The sequence below is a fragment of the Paenibacillus sp. FSL H8-0332 genome (genome assembly GCF_037963835.1).
GTDB lineage: Bacteria > Bacillota > Bacilli > Paenibacillales > Paenibacillaceae > Paenibacillus_AQ > Paenibacillus_AQ rhizoplanae.
In genome coordinates this window covers 5619437-5636240 of record NZ_CP150145.1, presented here as the reverse complement: position 1 = coordinate 5636240, position 16804 = coordinate 5619437, and the positions used below count along the sequence as shown (strand labels likewise).

Here is a 16804-nt window from a genome sequence, read left to right as displayed (position 1 = left end):
AAAGAATAAATAGAAACGTTTCCATAAGCTATCCATTCAGAGTTTAGACTTTTGACCGAAAAAAGTCAATTATCTATAAAAAAAACGCCTTTTCATCTATTATGATCAGCAAATTGTAATTTTATTACTTGTTATTTAAAAATAAAAAATGTTTGACAGCGTATACAAGGAAGGAGTATGCTCTGAGCAGGGGAAACACAAAGAAATAATGGAAACGTTTCTATATGAGCTAATATGGGTTAATAAAGAAGTGTTAAATGATGTGATTCTGTTAATGAAGTGGTTATTTGTATGAAGAATGGTTAGATTATGCTGTAGTAGAATGCATTGTTCAATTTGGAGGTGGGTTCATTGGCAAGATTTGTACAATCGGGCGGAAATGTTGTCCGGGAATTATTGAAGAACAAAGTGCTGTATCTCATGCTGCTGCCTGTCATTGTGTATTTTGCTGTGTTTCATTATGCGGTAATGCCTGGCGCTTACGTTGCATTCGTAGATTACAAGCTCAACAAAGGGATCTTTGGCAGTGACTTTATCGGACTCAAGAATTTTGAGTTCCTGATTCAGAACGGAGACCTCTGGAATATCACCAAGAATACTTTGCTCTACAATCTGGTGTTCCTCGCATTGGGTAACATCATCCAGATTGTATTTGCCATCATGCTGTCGGAGATTGCGGGCAAGTGGTTCAAGAAGATCTCCCAGTCGGTTATTCTGCTTCCGAACTTCATTTCGATGGTTATCGTCGGCGTGTTCGCGTATAACCTGTTCAATTTCAACTCCGGGTTTATCAATACCATGCTTACCAGTACGGGCTTAGACAAGATTGAGTTCTACTCCGACGCTGGAATCTGGAAATACATCATTGTAGGGTTCAAGATCTGGGCAAGTACCGGTTACGGTATGATTGTCTATCTTGCAGCCATTACGGGGATTAACCATGATCTCTATGAAGCAGCCTATATGGACGGCGCCACTACCTGGCAGCGTATCCGTTATATGACTCTGCCGATTCTGAAGCCAACCTTCATTCTGCTCCTCCTGTTCGGTATGGGCGGAATTCTCAAAGGCTCCTTCGATCTCTTCTACAATTTGATTGGAACAAACTCCGTGCTGTATCCGCAGACGGATATTATAGATACTTATGTCTTCCGGTCGCTCGTGGGACAATTTAACTTCTCCATGGGTGCTGCTGTTGGCTTCTACCAATCCTTATTCGGTCTGGTTCTGGTGCTTGTCGTTAACTTTATTGTACGCAAGGTTGAACCGGACAGCGCGTTATTCTAAGACAAGATAAGAAATAGGGGTGTTAATATGGCAAGCAGTACTATTAAACAGGATTCAGGCAGCATTTTCATTAAGCTCATCAGTTACATTTGTATCTCCATATTCGCGCTGATTTGCGTGTTCCCGTTTGCGCTGATGATCTCTTCCTCCTTCATGAATGAGCAGGAGATTATCCGCGAGGGGTACAAGCTGATACCGAATGAGATTTCTTTCAAGGCCTATGAATTGTTGCTCAGTAACTCCTCCAAGCTGGTGGATGCTTATCAGGTAACGATCTTTATCACAGTCGTCGGTACGGTGCTCGGGCTGTTCATGATGTCCATGGCCGGATTTGTCCTGAACCGCAAGGATTTCAAATACCGTAACTTCTTCTCCTTCCTGATCTATTTCACCACCTTGTTCAGCGGAGGATTGATTCCGACTTACATTCTGATGGTTAAGCATCTGCACCTCAAGGACAATCTGTTCGCCATGATTCTCCCGGCGGTGGTAGGGGCGTGGTCGATCTTCCTGATGCGTAACTTCATGAAGGCAATCCCGGATTCCCTGTATGAATCAGCGACGATTGACGGCGCAGGCGATTTCCGCATCTACTGGCGGATCTTCATGCCGCTGGCGGTTCCGTCACTGGCAACGATCGGACTGTTCTCGGCACTGGGCTTCTGGAATGAGTGGTACAACGGAATGCTGTACATGGACACTCAGAGCAAGTTCCCGCTACAGTACTTCCTGCAGCGCATGATCAACCAGGCGAATATGGGCAGTCTCATCAACTCGGGGGCGGTAATTAATACAGCCGATCTGCCGACCCAATCGATCAAAATGGCTACAGCCGTGCTGGCCACAGGCCCGATCATTCTCCTGTATCCATTCATTCAGCGTTACTTCGTAACCGGTCTTACCATCGGTGCTGTCAAGGGTTAATGGACGCCTGCTTCAATTGAAGGGTGTTTGTTATAGATGCAAGATCCATAATATAGAAAAGAAAAGGGAGGCTTACCGAATGAAAGGTAAAAAGATTGCTTCTTCTCTAGCTGCTGTCCTCATGCTTACTGGAGTGCTATCCGCGTGTTCATCGAACAATAATGCAAATGGCAATACTCCGGCAGGGTCAAATGCTCCATCCACAAGCACAGGAGGCGTAGACACTTCTAAGGAAGCGAAGTTGACGTACTACCTGTGGGGCAGTGAAGGAGTTACCAATAAAGACATTCTGGCCGAGATTAACAAGAAGCTTAAGGCCGATCTGAATACTACGCTTGAAATCAAATATATTGACTGGGGAGACGTAGCAACCAAGTATCCGCTGCTGTTCGCTTCCGGCGAATCGTTCGATCTGTCACATGCATCACCTGGTGCTCCTGTGTCCTACTACACCCTGGCTACTGAAGGTGCGCTGACGGACATTACCGATATGCTGGACAAGGTGGCTCCTAAGCTGAAGGCAGAGGTTCCTGAATCCTCCTGGCAGAATACTAAGGTAGATGGCAAAATCTATGGCGTACCGAGTCTGTTCAGTGAATACACGCCTGCCGGTTATGCCTACCGTACCGACCTGATGAAGAAATACGGCATGACTGAAATTAAGTCGATTGATGATATGGTTAAATACATGGATAATGTGGTTGCCAAAGAATCCTTCCCGCCAATCAACGGTAAGGCTGAGGATGCTCAGAACATGTACAGAATGCTCGTAGATACTACAGACATGTGGCTGAACGCACCTGGTATCTCGCTGAATGAACTGAATCTGGTTACCAAGAGCCCGGAGGATTACAAAAAAGTATTCCATCCAGCCTTCACCCAGGAATTCGAGGATTGGGCTGTGAAAATGCGTGAGTGGGGCGACAAGGGCTACTGGGGTAAAGACGTTCTGTCTGCTTCCCTCGGCAGCAAAGACAACTTCAGAGCTGCGAACTCTGCGGGTTATCTGACTCATGCCCAGGACTGGATCGGCCAGTATGGCGGAGATATCAAGGCGCTGCCTAATTCTCCTACAGCCTTCTATACTTTTGCTGAAGCCAATAAGAAAATCAAACGTAAGATGGGTGTAGACAACTCGACAGTAATCAGTGCGAACTCCTCTAACCCAGAGCGTTCACTGATGGTAATTGAGAAATTCATGACCGATGCAAGTTACTACAACCTGATGCAATACGGTATCGAAGGCAAGCACTACGTGATTGAAGATGGCGTGAAGAAACAGCCGCAGGGCTTCAATGAAAAAACAGACGGCGGCGGCTTCTCGGCCTGGTCGCTCAGAAACGACAAGTTCGTGATTCCTAGTGATACTGATAACCCGGTCCGTAAAGACCTGTTCGCTGCATGGGATAAAGAAGCGATCGATGATCCGTACAATGGCTTCAGCTTCGACCCGGCTAATGTAACTACTGAAATTGCCTCGATCTCGAACGTGAATGCACAGCTTGGTATTCAGCTCATGCTGGGTAAAACAAATAAAGATCCAAAGACAGCTGTAGCAGAATACCGCGATCAGCTGAAAAAAGCAGGAGTTGACAAGGTCATTGCCGAAGTAGAGAAACAATTGGCAGAATTTACACCTGTTAACTAAAAGAATGTATAGGTTACAGGGGAGCTATATCTTATAGCTCCCTTACCTATAAATGGGGGAGTAGTGTGGACGTAAACATTAAGGATATCGCGAGGATATCCGGTGTAGGCATCTCAACAGTGTCCAGAGTGATCAATAATAAGGGTCTGGTGAGCAATGCCACCCGGGAGAAGGTACTGAGTGTCGTCAAGGAATATAACTATATTCCCAATTCCAACGCCAGAAATTTGAAGACAACGCAATCCAAGAATATCGCACTCATGGTCAAAGGGATTACTAACCCCTTCTTCTCCATTATGATCAAAGAGATTGAACGTCAGGTCAATCTGCGCGGATATCCGTTCCTTATCCATCAGGTGGAGGACGGGACCGATGAGATCAACGCCGCGATTCAACTGGTGAAAGAGAAGAATCTTAGCGGGATTATTTTCATGGGCGGTACCTATAATCATTCCGAAGAGAAGTTCAAGCAGTTAACGGTCCCGTTCGTACTTACGACGATCACCACCTCACAGGAAGTGGACCCGTCCATCTTCTCAAGCGTAACGATCGATGAATCCAAGGAAGCCTATAAGGCAACCTCATATTTACTTTCACTTGGTCATAAAAGCATCGGCTTTCTCGCCAAATCCCCTTTACTGGAAGACACCACAGGCAGCCGCCGCCTTCTTGGCTACAAGATGGCGCTGGAAGAACATAATATACCTTATAATTCGGGATTCGTAGAGGATTGTGAATACAGCCCCAGCTCGGGCTTCAACGCTGCACGCAGACTGCTTAACCGCGACAGAACCGTAACCGCTATCTTTGCGGCCTCCGATACGATTGCCATCGGTGCGGCCAAAGCTGTGCTTACCGCAGGCTTATCTATCCCCGATGATATTTCCATCATTGGATTTGACGGCATTGAGATGGCGGAATATTATCATCCTGCGCTGGATACGATCAGCCAGCCGGGCACTGAAATGGCGCTGTCCAGTGTGGGCGTGCTGTTCGACCTGATTACCAAACATTCCTCTCATCAGCACATTGTCTATGATGCGGTATTGCTCAAACGGGGCTCTTGCAAGATGATTAAGGGCCGGTAACAGCAGGACGCTGACTATAAAACCAACTGGAGTTGACAACATCATGCAAGATTCACTGAGAATAGGTACGCTTGTGCGCGGCGGTGAAGCCGTCCAGGTCATTCCGCAGATTGTGAAGCATGGCTTCGAGTCCTTTCAACTGAATTTCTGGCAGACGACAGGCGGGATTGATCTGGTAGAGACGGCAGCCCGGGTCCGGGAGCTGGCGGCTGAGCATCACTTCGTCATCTCTGCTGTCGGCATCTACGGCAATCCGCTTGGCGGCGGGCCGGAGTCTGAGACGGAGGCCACCTTGGCGGGCTGGGAGCAGCTGATTGAGCATGCCCACTTGTTCGGGACGGACATTATCGGCGGCTTCACCGGACGGCTGCCCGGCTCGTCCATTGACGAATCGCTTCCGAGATTCGCTGAGGTATTCGGAGAATTGTCGAAGCGGGCGGCAGACAAGGGTCTGCGGATTGCTTTTGAGAATTGTGCGATGGGCGGGAGCTGGCAGAAGGGTGACTGGAATATCGCCCATAACCCTACAGCCTGGGAGAAAATGTTCAACGCCGTTACGGCAGACAATCTCGGGCTGGAATGGGAGCCTGCCCATCAGCTGACCGCGCTAATCGACCCGATCCCGCAGCTGCGCAAGTGGGTGGATAAAATTTTCCATGTTCATGGCAAGGACGCGACGATTGCCTGGGACATAGTCAAGGAGTACGGGATTCATGGTCCTAAGCCTTATGTATGGGACCGGACGCCGGGCTTCGGGGATACGAACTGGACGGATATTATCACCATTCTCCGGCAGGGCGGCTATCAGGGCACGATTGATATTGAAGGCTGGCATGATCCCGTCTATCAGGGGGAGCTGGAGATGATGGGCCAGGTCCATGCGCTGAATTACCTGAAGCATTGCCGGGGCGGAGATTTCGTATCCAATCCGGTGATATAATCACATATAAAAGGCCTCATGCTCCACGGATGCGGGGAATGAGGTCTTTTTGTGCGCTTTATACAAAACGCTTAATGGTCCAATAAGGAACGGTGAAATTCCCTTTATTCGTTTCAATATGCAGGGCATCGGAGGAGTGGTCGATTTTGCATACTCCGGTGTAAGTTTCTCCGCTGATCAGGTGCACGCGTTGCCACAGATTGGAGAGAAGTGCATGCTGAATATCCTGTTTTATCATAAGGTTCACTTCCTCCTTTAATGCAGTGTGCTCGTAAATCTCTTTACTTATTATTAAACACGATTAGGAAATTTTAACAGCAAAATAGGTTACAGTTTTGTACCATTTCACACCTACATAGTTGGCCTCAGATGGAGTAACATGTTCATGTACTGTCGGAGTAACACTCTGCTCAGAGGGTATATATATTCTAGGAGGTGTTACCGATGAACAGAACGACCAGATTACAGCAGATAACCGTAACTTTTCTTACCGCAGGTCTACTTACCCTGTCAGGTTGGGGAGCGGCGGCTTCACCGGTTCAGGCGGCAGCTTCGGCGGCGGCACCGGCTTGCGGGACTGGAGATCACGGGCTGCTTCAGGATTTGCAAAAGGCACATAGCGGAGCTGACAGCATTCCGCTCAGCTTCTCGGATGTAGAATTTCTTAGCGCAGATACGGGCCGGGCAGCCGGTAACGGCTTCCTGATTGGAACCTCGGACGGCGGCTGCCATTTCCAGAAGATCTATGAAGGACAGTGGAGCTTCCAGCAGATTGATTTCCCGGATAATGTTCATGGATGGGCGCTTGCCGCAGTAAAGGACGGTCAGGCTAAATATCTGTTAAGAACGGCAGACGGCGGCTCGACCTGGACAAGGCTGTCGAACAAGGCTGTGACCTTTGAATCCGTAGAGTTTCTGGACAGCAGTAAGGGATTCGGCTACAACCGGGCCTCTACTTACTATACGAACGATGGCGGGGAGAGCTGGAGCCTGATCAAGACACCTGCCAATACCCGCGGAGCCTATTTCACCAGCCGTAACAGCGGCTGGGCAGTAGTTGTCGTGCCGGGCAGCGGCTATCGGGTAATGAAGACAACGGACGGCGGAGCGGCCTGGAAGCAGGTACTGAAATCGTCAACCTCTGATCCTATATTCGGTCAGATCTATGCCAATGACAGTCAAGTGTACGCCTTGCTCTACGGCGATTCTGGTATGTCGCAGACTTCCTATTCTCTCTACGGCAGCTCTAACTCCGGCGGCAGCTGGACCCGGGTGATTGCCCAGGAGACCGCAGGCGGCGGTCCGGCTCCGGGAAGCGGCGCGGCCACAGTGAAGAAGGGACCGGCTTCCGGTACCCCGGGCAATATGGTGCTGATCGGCAAGACGACGGCATTCCTGGCAGGTTACCAGCCGGCAGCGGAAGAAGTGGGTGTTGGGCTGACCAAGAACAACGGCCGGACCTGGAGTAATCAGAAGGCGGTTCCCGGATTCGAAGGAACGATCTCGTTCACCGATGCCAATCAGGGCTGGCTGGCGGTCAAGGATTTGAACAGCTCCACCCTCTACGTAACGAAGGATGCAGGCGCTACCTGGACAGCGCGGTTTTCTTTTGAGACGGCAGGACGGTAGGTTGTCCGTAAGATAATGACGAAAGACGAAGACGAAGACGGGTCTTGTCCCTATGAGGGCGGACCCGTCTTTGCTTGTGGTGCAGCAGAAGAATAGGTAGGTATTGTGGAGAAGGGAGTTAGCTTTGGTGTAATATTTTCGATTAGCGGGTAATGGGATAGCATAGGGGGTGAAGCATGGTTAGACCGGTTAGAATAATCTGGATCAGCGCTGTCGTGGTAAATATCGCAGGCTTGGCCCTCTTTGTCCTGCTGAAGAACCAATGGTTCTTCCAAGGGTTCTTTATGGATATCTTGAATATAATGCTGCTGCAGATGTTAGGCATCCCCTCTGTGGCTCTGATTGTTGTATCACTTCTTCTGTTGAAGTACACAAGGAAACCGCCAGGCTGGGCGGGGTACACAGGAATCTTCATCATGATAGGGGCGTTACTTTGGATTGGGGGATATTTTCTGTTTTTTTCATGGCTGATGGTATTCGGGAACGCCCGGTAAAGATAATACTTTACTGATCGTTCTCGAATGTACTAAGATGCTGGTACGAAGCAGATTATTTTTTTGAGTATAGTAGAACGAATGGTCTCGAATAAACTGGATGAGGAGTGTTAACGATGGGGAAGCTTGACGGGAAGGTTGCATTGATTACTGGGGGGAATAGCGGGATTGGACTGGCAAGTGCCAGGCTGTTTGTGGCGGAGGGCGCAAAAGTGGTCATTACCGGCCGCAATCCGGTATCCTTGAATGCAGCGGTAGAAGAGTTGGGCGCGGAGCATGTAGTTGCTGTTCAGGCGGACGCGACCAATCCGCAGAGTGCAGTGAAGGCTGTGAATGCAGCCATTGAGGCCTTCGGCAGACTGGATGTGGTCTATGCGAATGCAGGAATCGCGGGCTCTACACCGCTGGGCAGTACAGAGCTGGCCGCCTTCGAGGAAGTACTCCGGGTCAATGTGACTTCGATTCCGCTGGGTCGCGCGGCTGTGCCGGAAGAGGTGGCTAAGGTAGCGCTATTCCTGGCCTCCGATGATTCTTCGTATATCCAGGGCGCAGATATCGCTGTTGACGACGGGGCGGGCAGCTCTCCGCTGGGCGCACCAATATACCGCCAGAACGCATAAGGATGGAAAGTGGCAGGAAAAGTGGCTAGTGGCAGGAAGCACCTTGAGGGGTGCTTTTTTGCGCGTTAAGGCCGGAGAGTAGAATGTATGCGAAAAACCGAATACAATGTGCTGTCATTCATCAGTGTGGTAAAATGAACTGACACATGTAAAATTATGTTATTCCCACTCAGAGCAAAAACTAATGTTGAACGGAGGTTATCCGCATGAGGCATACTAACCGGACTGTGATCATTGCTGGCGTAGTACTCGCTATAGTTGCGGGGGGGATCTATGTGACGCTTACAGGGCTGCCGTATAAAAGAAGCCAAATCGCAAGCGAAGTAAGGGAGTACCTGGTTCATACCAGAGCGTATCCCGCAGCAGATATTCAAGAGATCCGTGGAGTCTATAGCCTAAAATCGGGCGATTATGAAGCGGAGGTACGGTATAAGGATGAACCTGATCAGAATTACACCTATGCCAAAGTAAATGGAGTGTTCAGACTCGTCGGGGTCAGCAGCATGTACGGGAAACATATAGATGAAACTTTTTATTGAAGCGTGATTTCCAGGTAAGAGGTAATCGTTCTGCACTGTCGAATAAGAGAATATAGATAATGGTGGAAAAGCTTGCATGCAAGGCAGATGTGTTGTAAACGCTCACAATAGATGCAGGAGGCGAATCAGGATGGACGGAAGCAAGTCGTTAATCTATCAAATTCTCAAGACGATTGAAGAGGGCAAAGAACCGGTGCTGGAGAACCTGGAGGGCATTACGGTTGGCGGATTCCACAGCGCGCTCGAACAGATTGTGGAGAACAAACTGGCTAATAATATCAGCTTCTCCCTCAGCGGCAAAGGCAAAAAAGCAGTCCGTGTCGTGAATACAAGCGGCTCCAAGCTGACTGCGCAAGGCATTAACTATATTCATGTTCAGGACAGCCGCAGCTTCTAGCGTATCCTGATCTTGGCAGAAACGATACTACCCGAACACCTGCAGACTGGAGATAGTTCTCCTGCTGCGGGTGTTTTTTGCTGTGGGCAGAATGTGGCTTACACAAGCCTTCGGATCACTCGTGCAATCCGGGTGAACCCGGTTACAGTTGAATATCCGTCCCTTACAATCGGATTTTGCCTTATGGCTTGCAGTGCCGCTACTTATAATAAAGTTACGACAGCGGCGGCCGAGCAGGCAGCCAAGGAAGGAAGAGAAAAGTGATGAAACTTCGGATTAAGGAGAGTCAGAACGGCTTGCCGGCATTAACGGTCAAGACCGGGGGCCTGGGGAAGACACTGCGCAGGGACTGGTTCCTGTATGCGATCCTTGTGCCTTTTGTATTATGGTATATCCTGTTTGCCTTTAAGCCGATGTACGGGCTGCAGATTGCCTTCAAGGATTACAGCGTTTTTCAGGGCATCGCGGACAGTCCGTGGGCAGGCTTCAGCCACTTTGAAACATTCCTGCAGAGCGATTACTTCCTGCGGGTGCTGAAGAATACGCTACTGATCAGCTTGTACAGCCTGTTATTCGCATTTCCGGCGCCGATCCTGCTGGCATTGCTGCTTAATGATGTGAAGAACGCCATGTTCAAAAAAATGGTACAGACCATTACTTACCTGCCCCACTTTATCTCTGTTGTCGTTGTGTGCGGCATCGTAACCAATCTGCTCGCACCCGGCAACGGGATCGTTAACCTTCTGCTGGAGCAGCTGGGCCTCGAGAAAATTTATTTCCTCGCCGTGCCGGAGTATTTCCGCACCATCTTCGTCTCGATGAGCATATGGCAGGAAATGGGCTTCTCTGCGATTATCTACATTGCAGCGCTGGCAGGCATCAATACGGATCTGTATGAAGCGGCGGTGGTAGACGGAGCTAATAAATGGAAGCGTATGCTAAATGTGACCCTGCCGGGAATTCTGCCTACGATCATGATCATGCTGATTCTGAAGATCGGCAGTCTGCTGGAGGTTGGCTATGAGGCGATTATTCTGCTCTATCAGCCTGCAACCTACGAGACGGCAGACGTCATTAACAGCTATGTCTACAGGGAAGGGATCTTGAACGGCCGTTACGACATGGCTACAGCAGTCGGATTATTCAACTCGGTTGTGGGCCTGCTCCTCATTGTAATCTCTAACCGGCTCAGCAAAAAATACACCGGCAACGGTCTCTGGTAGGTGAAGAAATCATGACAGAAAGCCGCGGCGAAAAGATTTTTTACCGCTTCAATTATGTATTCCTGACGCTTCTGATGATCATTGTCCTGTTCCCTGTACTCTATGTGCTGTCCGCTTCCTTCAGTTCTCCGGATGCGGTGGTGTCGGGCCGGGTGATTCTGTTCCCCGTCGAGCCGACACTGGACGCTTATAAGGCGGTCTTCCGGGAGCCGACCATTTGGCTCGGGTACGCCAATACGCTCTTTTACACTGTCGCAGGTACACTGGTCAGCATGGTACTTACGATCTGCGGTGCATACAGCTTGTCCAAGCGCAGGCTCAAAGGCCGGAAGGCGATCAATCTGATGATATCCTTCACGCTTGTCTTCAATGCGGGCATTATCCCTATCTATATGAACTTCCGCAGCCTGGACATGCTCGATACGCGGAGTGCAATCATCTTCGGCTTCGCTATTTCGACCTTTAATGTTATTATCCTGCGCACCTTCTTCCAGTCTGTTCCCGAAGAGCTGGAGGAGGCAGCCCGCATTGACGGGGCGAGCGAGGCCACCATTCTGCTGCGGATTATGCTGCCCTTGTCCAAGGCTGCCTTGGCGACAGTTACGCTCTTCTATGCGGTGGGGCGCTGGAACGGATACTTCTGGGCCATGGTGCTGCTGCGCAGTGAGGACAAGGTGCCGCTGCAGGTGCTGCTGAACCGTCTGGTGGTACAGATGAAGCCGAGCGATTCCATGATGGTCACGGACAGCTCCTATCTGATTGCAGAAACGGTCATCTACGCCACGATTGTGGTTGCCGTTCTTCCGATGATGCTCTTCTATCCGTTTATCCAGAAGTATTTCGTACACGGAGTCATGATCGGTTCCATCAAGGGCTGAAGCCAGTAGCAGTGCCGCCAGGGAAGCCTTGACCGGAGGCGTACTTGTTTGCATAGAAAAGGGATAAGATATACTAGATAAAAGGGAGGATTATTGTATATGAAAAAGATGAAAAGCCTGCTGCTTGCACCAGCGCTTATGGCCGTCCTGATATCAGGCTGCGGAGGCGGCAACGAGGGGGCAGCCCCATCCCCATCAGCGAATGATTCAGGCGCTTCGCCTGCCGCCTCTGCTTCACCGGCAGCAAATGTGGAACCGCTAAATCTTAACTTCTATTATTATAGCCAGGCGCTTCAGATTAACGGCGATTTGCCGATTTTTCAGGAAGCGGCCAAGGCTACCGGCGTCACACTGAAGAATGTAGCTCCGACCGGAGGCGACGATGCCCAGGCGTGGAATCTGCTGCTCGCTTCGGGTGAACTGCCTGATATTGTGGCTTACCAGCTGTCCGGACTTAATAATATCGCTGTTCAGGGCGCGCTTGTGCCGCTGGATGACCTGCTGGCCGAGAATGCTCCGAACTTCAAGGCGTTCCTGGACGGGAACAAGGCGGTTAAGAGTGCTATCACTGCCTCAGACGGCAAGATTTATGTCGTGCCGTTCGTGTCTGACGGGGAAGCCCAGGAGGGCTGGTATATCCGTCAGGATTGGCTCGACAAGCTGGGGCTGAAGGCTCCGGCAACAGTTCAGGAGTACTACGAGGTGCTGAAGGCGTTCCGTGAACAGGACCCTAACGGAAACGGCAAGAAGGACGAGGTGCCTTTCTTCTCCCGCAATGCCACTTCCGGCTTCGCTTCCCTATTTCCGCTGTGGGATGCCTCGCTGTCCTTCAAGCTGAAGGACGGTAAGATCGTATACGGGCCGAACGAGCCGGAGTATAAGACGGCTGCGACCGAGACAGCCAAGTGGTACAAGGAAGGGCTGATTGATAAGGAGATCTTCACCCGCGGCAATACCGCACGTGATATTCTCTTTGCGAATGATACCGGCGGTTCTGTGCATGACTGGTTCGCCAGCACCGCCAATTACAACAACAAGCTCCAGCCGACTCTGCCTAATTTCTCGCTGCGTCCTATCGCACCTCCGGCCAGCATCTCCGGCAAGGTATTTGAAGTAACCAAGCGCAATCCGCTGGGCAACGATGCCGGCTGGGCGATTTCAGCGAATGCCAAGGACCCGGCGGCTGTACTGCGCTATTTGGACTTCTGGTGGACTGAAGAAGGACGCCGTCTGCATAACTTTGGAATCGAAGGCGAAACGTACACGGTGGTGGACGGCAAGCCGGTATTCACCGAGAAGGTATTGAATGAGCCTGCTGTAGTCGATTATTTGATCAAGACCACCGGTGCCCAGTTGACGATCGGCGGACATCAGGATTTCGCCTACGAAGAGCAATGGACGAATAAGATCGCTCTGGAAGGCGTGAAAATGTATGTGGACAATAACTACTTCGCCCCGGAGTACCAGGTGCCGCAGCTGAACTTCACCCTGGATGAAGACAAGAAGATTAAGGAGCTGTTCCCGCCGATCGAAACTTATGTGATGGAAACTTCGCAGAAGTGGTTCATGGGCGGAGAGACAGTGGAGGGCAGCTATGACGCATTCGTTCAGCAGCTGAAGCAGCTGAAGCTGGATGAAGTACTGGAAATCTATAATACGGCTTACGCGCGTTATCTGGAACAACAATAATCAGTTCCGCCTCCTCCGGCCGGAGGAGGCTTTTGAAGGAGGAGGCACCTATGATCAAGCGGACATATACCATGGTCGTAATTGATGATATCCGCGCTGTCGTGAACGGGATCTCCCGGGATATGGACTGGAGCGAACTGGGGATAGACATCGTGGGCACGGCATCCAGTGGCGAGGGAGGTCTGGCGCTCGTTAAGAAGAAGCTGCCCGATATCATTGTGACGGATATCCGTATGCCCAGGCTGAGCGGCATTGAGATGATGCGGGAGCTGCGGCCGCAGCTCCCGCAGGCCAAATTTATCTTCATCAGCGGCTATTCCGATTTCGATCATGCGCAGGAAGCGCTTCGTCTGGGCGCCTTCGATTATATCCTCAAGCCCTTCACGCCGAGGCAGCTGGCCGAAGTGGTGAAGAAAGCTGCGGAGGAGCTGGAGAGAGAGCGGCAGCATAGCGAGGAGCTGAGCGACATGCAGCAGAAGCTGCGGGAGAGCATGCCGTTATTGCGCCAGGAATACCTCAGCCTGCTGGTCCGCTTCTCGGCCCAGCCGGAGACGCTGCGCAGGCGCTGGGAATTTCTGCAGATGGATATGCAGTCCTCTCCGCTCGCCGTCGTGGTGCTGGAGATTGACCATTTCGTACAGAAGAGCGAGGAGATTCCGGTCAATGATGCGGAGCTGCTGCGGTTTGCCGTGCAGAACATCGTAGAGGAGACTGTGCTCCGGGTGGCCAAGGGAACGCTGTTCCGCGAATCGGTTCACCGCTTCGTGCTCATTATCAACACAGGGGACGGGGCCAGCGCACTGGGAATCGCTGAGGAATGCCGGGAGAACGCCGAGCGTTACTCCAAATGCACGGTCTCGGCAGGCGTAAGCCGGACGGTTCAGGAGCTGGATGAGCTTCCCGTTGCCTATCAGCAGGCGGTAGAGGCACTAACCTACACATTCTATACCGGAGGCAACAGTGTATTCTTCTGGGAGCATATCACGCAGCGCCCCGAGGTGCTTCCGCGTCCTGATGCCGATCTGGAGAAGGAACTGGTCTATGCGCTGCGTTCCGGTAATGCCGGGCAGGCCGAGAAGTTGCTGCTGATGCTGCTGGAAACTGCCGGGAAGACAGAAGCCCTGCCTTCGCCGGACAGTGCGAAGGCGCTCTGTGTAGAGCTTGCCGCTCTGATCCGCAATGCGGTGCCTGAACTGGCCGGGAGTCCGGAGCTGACCGAGCTAATGAAGGCATTGACCTCGCCCCGCGCGGTGCTGAGCGATCTGCGCGAATCGCTGAAGCAGCTGAGCAAGCTGAGCTGTGCGCAGGTCCAGTCCCGGCTGCAATTCAGCGCCCAAGAGGCGATTCAGGCGGCTATCCGCTACATTCGTGAGCATCTGCATCTCAATCTGCTGGTTGGCGACTATGCTGCCCATGTTCACCTGAGCACCAGCTATTTCTCCAACCTGTTCAAGAAGGTGACCGGGCTCTCTGTCGGCGCTTTCGTCATCCAGGAGAAGATGGAGCAGGCCAAGCTGCTGTTGGCCGGTGACCGGCCCATCGCCGAAATTGCCGAAAGCCTCGGCTATGAGGAGCGCTCCTATTTCAGCGATGTCTTTAAGAAAACGACCGGCATGACGCCCACGGAATTCCGGGCGGCCTATGGGCCCAGACAGGGCAACGGATGAGAAAGCCGATTTTGCGGACATTAATGCACAATTCCACCTTCAAGACCAGGCTCTGGATCGGCATAGTGTCCATCGTGATTCTGGCGATCTGGGTTACAGGCGTCTCCTCACAATACCTGGCTTCGCGGCTTCTGGAGCGCAAGACGGCAGAGCTCAGCCAGATGATGATCGGCAAATCGGCCCAGGCGCTGGAGGAGAAGCTGCGCAAGGTCCGGCTGTCGGTCCTGACCTTTATGATGAGTCCGCCCTTCGAGGATATTCTCCGCGCCTCGCCGGGAACAGAGGCCAGCTACTATTCTTATTTCGCGCTGAACAACGCGCTGCAGGTACCCCTGGTCCAAATGCAACTGATCGAGCCATCCATTGATTCGGTGCTTGTGTCCACGCCCATCGGTGAATTCTATTCTGTCACCGGGGCGAAGCGGACGAATCTGGATTTCGCGGACACTCCGCTAAGCCGGATTATGCAGGAGAAGACGCTGCCGCTGTGGGTTCCGGCCCACCGTGACGGGCTCTTCGAAAACAGCGGCCGTGTCCTCAGCCTGCTGATTGAGCCGATCTCGGCCTATCGGGGAACCGATGTGCAGGTGGTCGTCAATGTGCGGGAGTCTGCCATCAAGGAATATGCCGAGACGAATGTGGTCGGCGACAGCGGAAGCATTGCAGTCATTGACGCAGCAGGTAATCCGGTGATGGATGAGCATTCCCGCTTCGTAGCCCCGATGCGGGAAGCGGCCTTCCAGAGCGAGGTTAACGCGGGGCGCAATCATTTTGAATACAGGTTCGAAGGGAAGGAATATCTGGTCAATTGGGCCAAGGTGACCTTTCCCGATAATTGGATGATCTTCTACTTCCAGCCCAAGGCTGTGCTGCTGAAGGATATCCGTTACATGTGGTGGGCCACCCTTGTTATCGTTCTCGCGCTCATTCCGCTGGCACTGATTCTGTCGAAGTGGATGACCGGCCTGCTGATCCGCCCTCTCTATCGGCTGCAGCGTCTGATGTCCCGAGCCGGTGACAATGATCTCTCCGTGCGCTTCTCCAGCGATTACAGGGATGAGGTGGCACAGGTGGGCGAACGCTTCAACATCATGCTGGTCAAAATTGAGCAGCTCATCCAGAACGTCACTGAGGCGGAGAAGCAGAAGCGCGTATCTGAGGTCAAGGCGCTACAGGCGCAGATTGATCCTCATTTTCTCTACAACACCTTGAATACGATTCTCTGGAAATCAGAATCCCGCAAGCAGGAGGATGTGAAGGAGATGATTGTCTCCCTGTCCCAACTGTTTCGGCTTGGGCTTAATAACGGCCATGATCTGACAACCGTAGCCAAGGAGGTAGATCATGTCAGCCGTTACTTAAGCCTGCAGCAGCAGTGCTACGAGGAGCTGTTCACCTATGAGATTACAGTGGAGGAAGGGCTGGAAGAGCAGCCGCTGCTAAAAATCCTGCTCCAGCCCCTGGTGGAGAACTCGATTCTCCACGGATTCAGGAGTGAAGGCCATACCGGACGGATCATCATCCGCGTGTACCGGGAAGGGACCTTCATCGTCTGTAAGGTGGAGGACAACGGGGAAGGCTTCGACAAGGAGCGGGTGGAAGCCGGACTTGTCGAAGCAGGCAGGCAGGAGCATGGCGGCTACGCTCTGCGGAATGTCTACACCCGGCTGCGCCTGCACTATGGGGACAAGGCCGCGATGGAGCTGGAGAGTGAGCCCTACAAGCTTACCGCCGTAACCCTCCGGTTTCCGGGAGAGTATGAAGATAACTAGGGCAACGGC

At 51.7% G+C, this 16804-nt stretch carries 16 protein-coding genes; 15 read left to right on the top strand and 1 reads right to left on the bottom strand.

The window, feature by feature from the left end:
* The first annotated feature begins 351 nt into the window (after window positions 1-351).
* The 5 genes from NST43_RS24325 (at window position 352) to NST43_RS24305 (ending at window position 5887) form a co-directional block, all read left to right on the top strand.
* Entirely contained in the window at window positions 352-1287 is a 936-nt protein-coding gene (locus NST43_RS24325; RefSeq protein WP_339219869.1) for an ABC transporter permease subunit, read from the top strand.
* A 27-nt stretch (window positions 1288-1314) separates the two neighbouring features.
* Window positions 1315-2211: a carbohydrate ABC transporter permease gene (locus NST43_RS24320; protein ID WP_209994016.1), complete on the top strand. Its 897-nt coding sequence runs from the start codon at window positions 1315-1317 to the stop codon at window positions 2209-2211.
* Between the two features lie 79 nt (window positions 2212-2290).
* The gene (locus NST43_RS24315; RefSeq protein WP_209994015.1) at window positions 2291-3859 is read left to right on the top strand and encodes a DUF3502 domain-containing protein; all 1569 of its coding nucleotides are present in this window, start codon (window positions 2291-2293) and stop codon (window positions 3857-3859) included.
* Between the two features lie 65 nt (window positions 3860-3924).
* Entirely contained in the window at window positions 3925-4947 is a 1023-nt protein-coding gene (locus tag NST43_RS24310; RefSeq protein WP_209994014.1) for a LacI family DNA-binding transcriptional regulator, read from the top strand.
* A gap of 43 nt (window positions 4948-4990) precedes the next feature.
* The gene (locus NST43_RS24305; protein ID WP_339219868.1) at window positions 4991-5887 is read left to right on the top strand and encodes a sugar phosphate isomerase/epimerase; all 897 of its coding nucleotides are present in this window, start codon (window positions 4991-4993) and stop codon (window positions 5885-5887) included.
* A 58-nt stretch (window positions 5888-5945) separates the two neighbouring features.
* Here NST43_RS24305 and NST43_RS24300 read toward each other — a convergent pair whose 3' ends face one another.
* On the bottom strand, window positions 5946-6125 hold the full coding sequence (locus NST43_RS24300; protein ID WP_209994012.1) for a hypothetical protein: 180 nt from the start codon (window positions 6123-6125) through the stop codon (window positions 5946-5948).
* 206 nt (window positions 6126-6331) lie between these two features.
* Here NST43_RS24300 and NST43_RS24295 point away from each other — a divergent pair, with 206 nt between their 5' ends.
* The 10 genes from NST43_RS24295 (at window position 6332) to NST43_RS24250 (ending at window position 16795) form a co-directional block, all read left to right on the top strand.
* Window positions 6332-7516 (top strand): hypothetical protein, encoded by a 1185-nt coding sequence (locus tag NST43_RS24295; RefSeq protein ID WP_339219867.1) that lies wholly within the window; start codon window positions 6332-6334, stop codon window positions 7514-7516.
* Between the two features lie 176 nt (window positions 7517-7692).
* Window positions 7693-8010, top strand: coding sequence for a hypothetical protein (locus tag NST43_RS24290; protein ID WP_339219866.1), 318 nt, complete (start codon window positions 7693-7695; stop codon window positions 8008-8010).
* Between the two features lie 116 nt (window positions 8011-8126).
* The gene (locus NST43_RS24285; protein WP_339219864.1) at window positions 8127-8630 is read left to right on the top strand and encodes an SDR family oxidoreductase; all 504 of its coding nucleotides are present in this window, start codon (window positions 8127-8129) and stop codon (window positions 8628-8630) included.
* 206 nt (window positions 8631-8836) lie between these two features.
* A complete protein-coding gene (locus tag NST43_RS24280; protein ID WP_339219862.1) occupies window positions 8837-9169 on the top strand; it encodes a DUF3139 domain-containing protein in 333 nt (110 codons plus the stop codon).
* Between the two features lie 130 nt (window positions 9170-9299).
* A complete protein-coding gene (locus tag NST43_RS24275; RefSeq protein WP_209994007.1) occupies window positions 9300-9566 on the top strand; it encodes a hypothetical protein in 267 nt (88 codons plus the stop codon).
* A gap of 263 nt (window positions 9567-9829) precedes the next feature.
* Window positions 9830-10789 carry an ABC transporter permease subunit gene (locus tag NST43_RS24270; protein WP_339219861.1) on the top strand — a complete coding sequence of 320 codons (960 nt, stop codon included), beginning with the start codon at window positions 9830-9832 and terminating at the stop codon, window positions 10787-10789.
* A gap of 11 nt (window positions 10790-10800) precedes the next feature.
* Complete coding sequence (locus NST43_RS24265; RefSeq protein ID WP_076079419.1) at window positions 10801-11667, top strand: carbohydrate ABC transporter permease; 867 nt, start codon at window positions 10801-10803, stop codon at window positions 11665-11667.
* 99 nt (window positions 11668-11766) lie between these two features.
* Window positions 11767-13356 carry an extracellular solute-binding protein gene (locus NST43_RS24260; protein WP_209994005.1) on the top strand — a complete coding sequence of 530 codons (1590 nt, stop codon included), beginning with the start codon at window positions 11767-11769 and terminating at the stop codon, window positions 13354-13356.
* Window positions 13357-13406: 50 nt separating this feature from the next.
* Window positions 13407-15023: a response regulator gene (locus NST43_RS24255; RefSeq protein ID WP_209994004.1), complete on the top strand. Its 1617-nt coding sequence runs from the start codon at window positions 13407-13409 to the stop codon at window positions 15021-15023.
* A gap of 23 nt (window positions 15024-15046) precedes the next feature.
* Entirely contained in the window at window positions 15047-16795 is a 1749-nt protein-coding gene (locus NST43_RS24250; RefSeq protein ID WP_339219860.1) for a sensor histidine kinase, read from the top strand.
* Window positions 16796-16804: the final 9 nt, after the last annotated feature.

Coding starts and splice junctions, on each gene's coding strand:
- NST43_RS24315 (WP_209994015.1), top strand. CDS start 2,291: ATGAAAGGTAAAAAGATTGCTTCTTCTCTAGCTGCTGTCCTCATGCTT.
- NST43_RS24285 (WP_339219864.1), top strand. CDS start 8,127: ATGGGGAAGCTTGACGGGAAGGTTGCATTGATTACTGGGGGGAATAGC.
- NST43_RS24290 (WP_339219866.1), top strand. CDS start 7,693: ATGGTTAGACCGGTTAGAATAATCTGGATCAGCGCTGTCGTGGTAAAT.
- NST43_RS24270 (WP_339219861.1), top strand. CDS start 9,830: ATGAAACTTCGGATTAAGGAGAGTCAGAACGGCTTGCCGGCATTAACG.
- NST43_RS24250 (WP_339219860.1), top strand. CDS start 15,047: ATGCACAATTCCACCTTCAAGACCAGGCTCTGGATCGGCATAGTGTCC.
- NST43_RS24255 (WP_209994004.1), top strand. CDS start 13,407: ATGATCAAGCGGACATATACCATGGTCGTAATTGATGATATCCGCGCT.
- NST43_RS24300 (WP_209994012.1), bottom strand. CDS start 6,125: ATGATAAAACAGGATATTCAGCATGCACTTCTCTCCAATCTGTGGCAA.
- NST43_RS24275 (WP_209994007.1), top strand. CDS start 9,300: ATGGACGGAAGCAAGTCGTTAATCTATCAAATTCTCAAGACGATTGAA.
- NST43_RS24280 (WP_339219862.1), top strand. CDS start 8,837: ATGAGGCATACTAACCGGACTGTGATCATTGCTGGCGTAGTACTCGCT.
- NST43_RS24265 (WP_076079419.1), top strand. CDS start 10,801: ATGACAGAAAGCCGCGGCGAAAAGATTTTTTACCGCTTCAATTATGTA.
- NST43_RS24305 (WP_339219868.1), top strand. CDS start 4,991: ATGCAAGATTCACTGAGAATAGGTACGCTTGTGCGCGGCGGTGAAGCC.
- NST43_RS24260 (WP_209994005.1), top strand. CDS start 11,767: ATGAAAAAGATGAAAAGCCTGCTGCTTGCACCAGCGCTTATGGCCGTC.
- NST43_RS24320 (WP_209994016.1), top strand. CDS start 1,315: ATGGCAAGCAGTACTATTAAACAGGATTCAGGCAGCATTTTCATTAAG.
- NST43_RS24295 (WP_339219867.1), top strand. CDS start 6,332: ATGAACAGAACGACCAGATTACAGCAGATAACCGTAACTTTTCTTACC.